Below are 244 nucleotides of genomic sequence, written 5' to 3'. Positions count from 1 at the left end.
CACCGACCTGAAGATAATACCCGTTTACGGAGGTTCGTCTATCGAGAGCCAAATCAAGAGCCTGAAGAAAGGCGTACATATCATTGTTGCCACTCCGGGACGTCTTATCGACCTGATAGAACGTAAAGTGGCGAAACTGGAAACCATCCGTGACGTAGTGATGGATGAAGCCGACGAAATGTTGAACATGGGCTTTACCGACAGCATCAACGCTATCTTGGAAAAGGTGCCCGAAGACCGCAAT

General features: G+C 48.8%; 1 protein-coding gene. It reads left to right on the top strand.

Features of this window, described 5'->3' with window-relative positions; genetic code table 11:
* Positions 1-244: DEAD/DEAH box helicase (locus H6A60_RS14660; RefSeq protein WP_205105390.1), on the top strand; the 244-nt coding region annotated here is incomplete at both ends.

It is taken from the genome of Sutterella massiliensis, assembly GCF_016899755.1.
GTDB lineage: Bacteria > Pseudomonadota > Gammaproteobacteria > Burkholderiales > Burkholderiaceae_F > Sutterella > Sutterella massiliensis.
This window is presented reverse-complemented; position numbering and strand designations above follow the sequence as displayed.